3 protein-coding genes and 1 pseudogene are annotated in these 3664 nt (G+C 72.1%); 2 read left to right on the top strand and 2 right to left on the bottom strand.

Annotated elements, in window-relative coordinates:
* Positions 1-200: 200 nt before the first annotated feature.
* Together fabI and fabG are read right to left on the bottom strand one after the other, a co-directional pair.
* On the bottom strand, positions 201-968 hold the full coding sequence (gene fabI, locus H5J30_RS21875) for an enoyl-ACP reductase FabI (protein ID WP_181789090.1): 768 nt from the start codon (positions 966-968) through the stop codon (positions 201-203).
* Positions 969-973: 5 nt separating this feature from the next.
* Positions 974-1693, bottom strand: coding sequence for a 3-oxoacyl-[acyl-carrier-protein] reductase (fabG, locus tag H5J30_RS21870; RefSeq protein ID WP_018835805.1), 720 nt, complete (start codon positions 1691-1693; stop codon positions 974-976).
* A 234-nt stretch (positions 1694-1927) separates the two neighbouring features.
* On the opposite strand from fabG, the gene H5J30_RS21865 reads away from it, so the two are divergent.
* Both H5J30_RS21865 and H5J30_RS21860 read left to right on the top strand, forming a co-directional pair.
* Positions 1928-3457 (top strand): TldD/PmbA family protein, encoded by a 1530-nt coding sequence (locus H5J30_RS21865; RefSeq protein ID WP_181789089.1) that lies wholly within the window; start codon positions 1928-1930, stop codon positions 3455-3457.
* A pseudogene (locus H5J30_RS21860) lies at positions 3454-3664 on the top strand (TldD/PmbA family protein); the annotation flags it as partial. The gene H5J30_RS21865 and the pseudogene H5J30_RS21860, both read left to right, overlap by 4 nt.

The following is a 3664-nucleotide window of genomic DNA, read 5'->3' as shown; positions in this document are numbered from 1 at the left end:
CCTCACGCACCACGGAACCTCCTCGGCCGTACGGCGACGCCGCGCACGAGCGTCGCTGCTGCACCACAAGGGGACGGTAACTGCCCCTCCAGCGTGCGCCGCCGCCCCGCCCGCGGCCCACCGGCGTACGCCGAACGGGCGACCCCGCGAGGGAGCCGCCCGCAGGCCGCGGCCGTACGGAACGCGCCCGTGCCCGCCGGCTACGCGCCCATGATGTGCACGCCGCCGTCGACGTGCACGATCTCGCCGGTCGTCTTCGGGAACCAGTCCGACAGCAGCGCCACGATCCCGCGCCCCGCCGGCTCCGGGTCCGCCATGTCCCACTCCAGCGGCGAGCGGGTGTTCCACACGTCGGCCAGGTCCGTGAAGCCGGGGATGGACTTCGCGGCCATCGAGCCGATCGGCCCGGCGGAGACCAGATTGCAGCGGACGTTCTCCTTGCCCAGGTCGCGGGCGAGATAGCGGCTGGTGGCCTCCAGCGCCGCCTTGGCGGGGCCCATCCAGTCGTACTGCGGCCAGGCGTACTGCGCGTCGAAGGTCATGCCGACCACCGACCCGCCGCCCTGCATCAGCGGCAGGCACGCCACGGTCAGCGACTTCAGCGAGAACGCCGAGACGTGCATGGCCGTGGCGACCGACTCGAAGGGCGTGTTCAGGAAGTTGCCGCCGAGGGCGTCCGGCGGGGCGAAGCCGACGGAGTGCACGAGCCCGTCGAGCCCGCCCAGCTCCTCGCGCACGATGCCCTCGATCCGCGCCAGGTGCGCGTCGTCGGTGACGTCGAGTTCGACGACCTTCACCGGCTTGGGCAGCTTCTTCGCGATGCGCTCGGTCAGCGTGGGCCGCGGGAACGCGGTGAGGATGATCTCCGCGCCCTGCTCCTGCGCCAGCTTCGCGGCGTGGAAGGCGATGGACGACTCCAGCAGCACGCCGGTGATGAGGACGCGCTTGCCTTCGAGGATTCCGCTCATGGTGCTCAGTGACCCATGCCCAATCCGCCGTCCACGGGAATGACGGCTCCGGTGATGTACGAGGCGTCGTCGGAGGCCAGGAACCGCACGGCCGCCGCGACGTCCGCCGGCTGCGCGTACCGGCCGAGCGGCACCTGCGCGAAGATCTCCGCCTGCCGCTCCTCCGACAGCGCCCGCGTCATGTCGGTCTCGACGAAGCCGGGCGCGACGACGTTGAAGGTGATGTTGCGCGAGCCCAGCTCGCGCGCCAGCGAGCGGGCGAAGCCGACGAGCGCCGCCTTGGAGGCGGCGTAGTTGGACTGGCCCGGGGAGCCCATGAGGCCCACCACGGAGGAGATGAGCACGACGCGGCCCTTGCGGGCGCGCAGCATGCCGCGGTTGGCGCGCTTGACGACGCGGAAGGTGCCGGTGAGGTTGGTGTCCACGACGGAGGTGAAGTCCTCCTCGGACATCCGCATCAGCAACTGGTCCTTGGTGACACCGGCGTTGGCCACCAGCACCTCGACGTTGCCGTGCTCCTCCTCCACCTCCTTGTACGCCCGGTCGACCTGCTCGGTGTCGGTGATGTCGCACCTCACCGGCAGGCAGCCCAGCTCCACCAGCTCCGCGGGCGGCTCGCCCGAGCGGTACGTGAACGCGACCTTGTCGCCCGCCTCGGCGAACGCGCGGGTGATGTCGAGGCCGATACCGCGGTTGCCTCCGGTGACCAGAACCGAGCGGCTCAAGGACCCGTCCCTTCTCCCTGGTGGATCCCGGACTCGCTCCAGGACTCCTCACCCGAGAAGCTATCGGTACGGGACGCGCCACGGGCATTCCGCCCCCCACACAGGCCCGCGGCGGACACTTGTGGGGTTCTCACAGAAACCCGCTGGGCACCGGGCATCCGCTCGGGCATGATCGGCCGGGGGCCCGGACGCGGCCCGCGGCACCACCACCCACCACCGACCGGAGGGCAGAACGTGAGCAAGTCGGTCCATTCCCTCGACGAGGCGTTCCTCGCGCTGCCGCTCGGCGCCCTCGCGGACGCCGCGCTCGCCCGGGCCCGGGCACTCGGCGCCGAACACGCCGACTTCCGCCTGGAGCGCGTGCGCAGCGCCGCCTGGCGGCTGAAGGACGCCAAGCCGGCGGGCGCCACGGACACCACCGACCTCGGGTACGCGGTACGCGTGGTGCACGGCGGGGCCTGGGGCTTCGCCGCCGGGGTCGATCTGACGATGGACGCCGCCGCGCGGGTCGCCGGCCGGGCGGTGGCGATGGCGAAGCTGTCGGCGCGGATCATCGCCGCGGCCGGGGCGGACGAGCGGGTCGAGCTGGCGCCGGAGCCGGTGCACGCGGACAAGACGTGGATCTCCGCGTACGAGGTCAACCCCTTCGACGTACCGGACGGCGACAAGACCGGGCTGCTGACCGAGTGGAGCGAACGGCTGCTCGGCGCCGAGGGCATCTCGCACGTGGACGCCTCGCTGCTGGCGGTCCAGGAGAACAAGTTCTACGCCGACACCGCCGGCACTTCGACCACCCAGCAGCGGGTGCGGATCCACCCGGAGCTGACCGCGGTGACCGTCACCGACTCCGGCGACTTCGACTCGATGCGCACCCTCGCGCCGCCGGCCGGCCGCGGCTGGGAGTACGCGACCGGCACCGGCTGGGACTGGGACGCGGAGCTGGCGCGGATCCCCGGCTGGCTGGCCGAGAAGATGGCGGCGCCGACCGTCGAGGCCGGCTCGTACGACCTGGTGGTCGACCCGTCGAACCTGTGGCTGACGATCCACGAGTCCGTCGGCCACGCCACCGAGCTGGACCGCGCCCTCGGCTACGAGGCCGCGTACGCCGGCACCTCGTTCGCCACGTTCGACCGGCTCGGCACGCTGCGCTACGGCTCCGGGCTCATGAACGTCACCGGCGACCGCACCGCCGAGCACGGGCTCGCCAGCATCGGCTGGGACGACGAGGGCGTGCAGGCCCAGTCGTGGGACCTGGTCCGCGAGGGCGTGCTCGTGGGCTACCAGACCGACCGCCGCATCGCGAAGCTCACCGGCGCCGACCGCTCCAACGGCTGCGCCTACGCCGACTCCTCCGCCCACGTGCCCGTGCAGCGCATGGCGAACGTCTCGCTGCGGCCGGCGCCCGAGGGGCCGACGACCGAGGAGCTGATCGGCGAGGTCGAGCGCGGCATCTACGTCGTCGGCGACCGCTCGTGGTCCATCGACATGCAGCGCTACAACTTCCAGTTCACCGGGCAGCGGTTCTTCCGGATCGAGAACGGCGAGCTGACGGGGCAGCTCAAGGACGTGGCGTACCAGGCGACGACCACCGACTTCTGGGGCTCGATGTCGGCGATCGGCGGCCCGGAGACGTACGTGCTCGGCGGCACGTTCAGCTGCGGCAAGGCCCAGCCCGGCCAGTCGGCGTCCGTCTCGCACGGCTGCCCGTCCGCGCTCTTCCGGAACGTCAACATCCTCAACACCACCCAGGAGGCCGGCCGATGACGCGGACCACCCGGACGACCGAGCCTCACGAGACCGTCGAGCGGGCCCTGGAGCTGTCGCGCGCCGACGGCTGCGTCGTGATCGCCGACGAGGAGTCGAGCGCGAACCTGCGCTGGGCCGGCAACGCGCTGACGACGAACGGCGAGACCCGCGGCCGTACGCTCACCGTCATCGCCACCGTCGACGGCCGGGAGGGCACGGCCTCCG

This window comes from Streptomyces phytophilus (assembly GCF_013870535.1).
In the GTDB taxonomy this organism is placed as follows: domain Bacteria; phylum Actinomycetota; class Actinomycetes; order Streptomycetales; family Streptomycetaceae; genus Streptomyces; species Streptomyces phytophilus.
The sequence above is the reverse complement of the archived record's forward strand: the minus strand, read 5'-3'. Positions and strand labels throughout refer to the sequence as shown.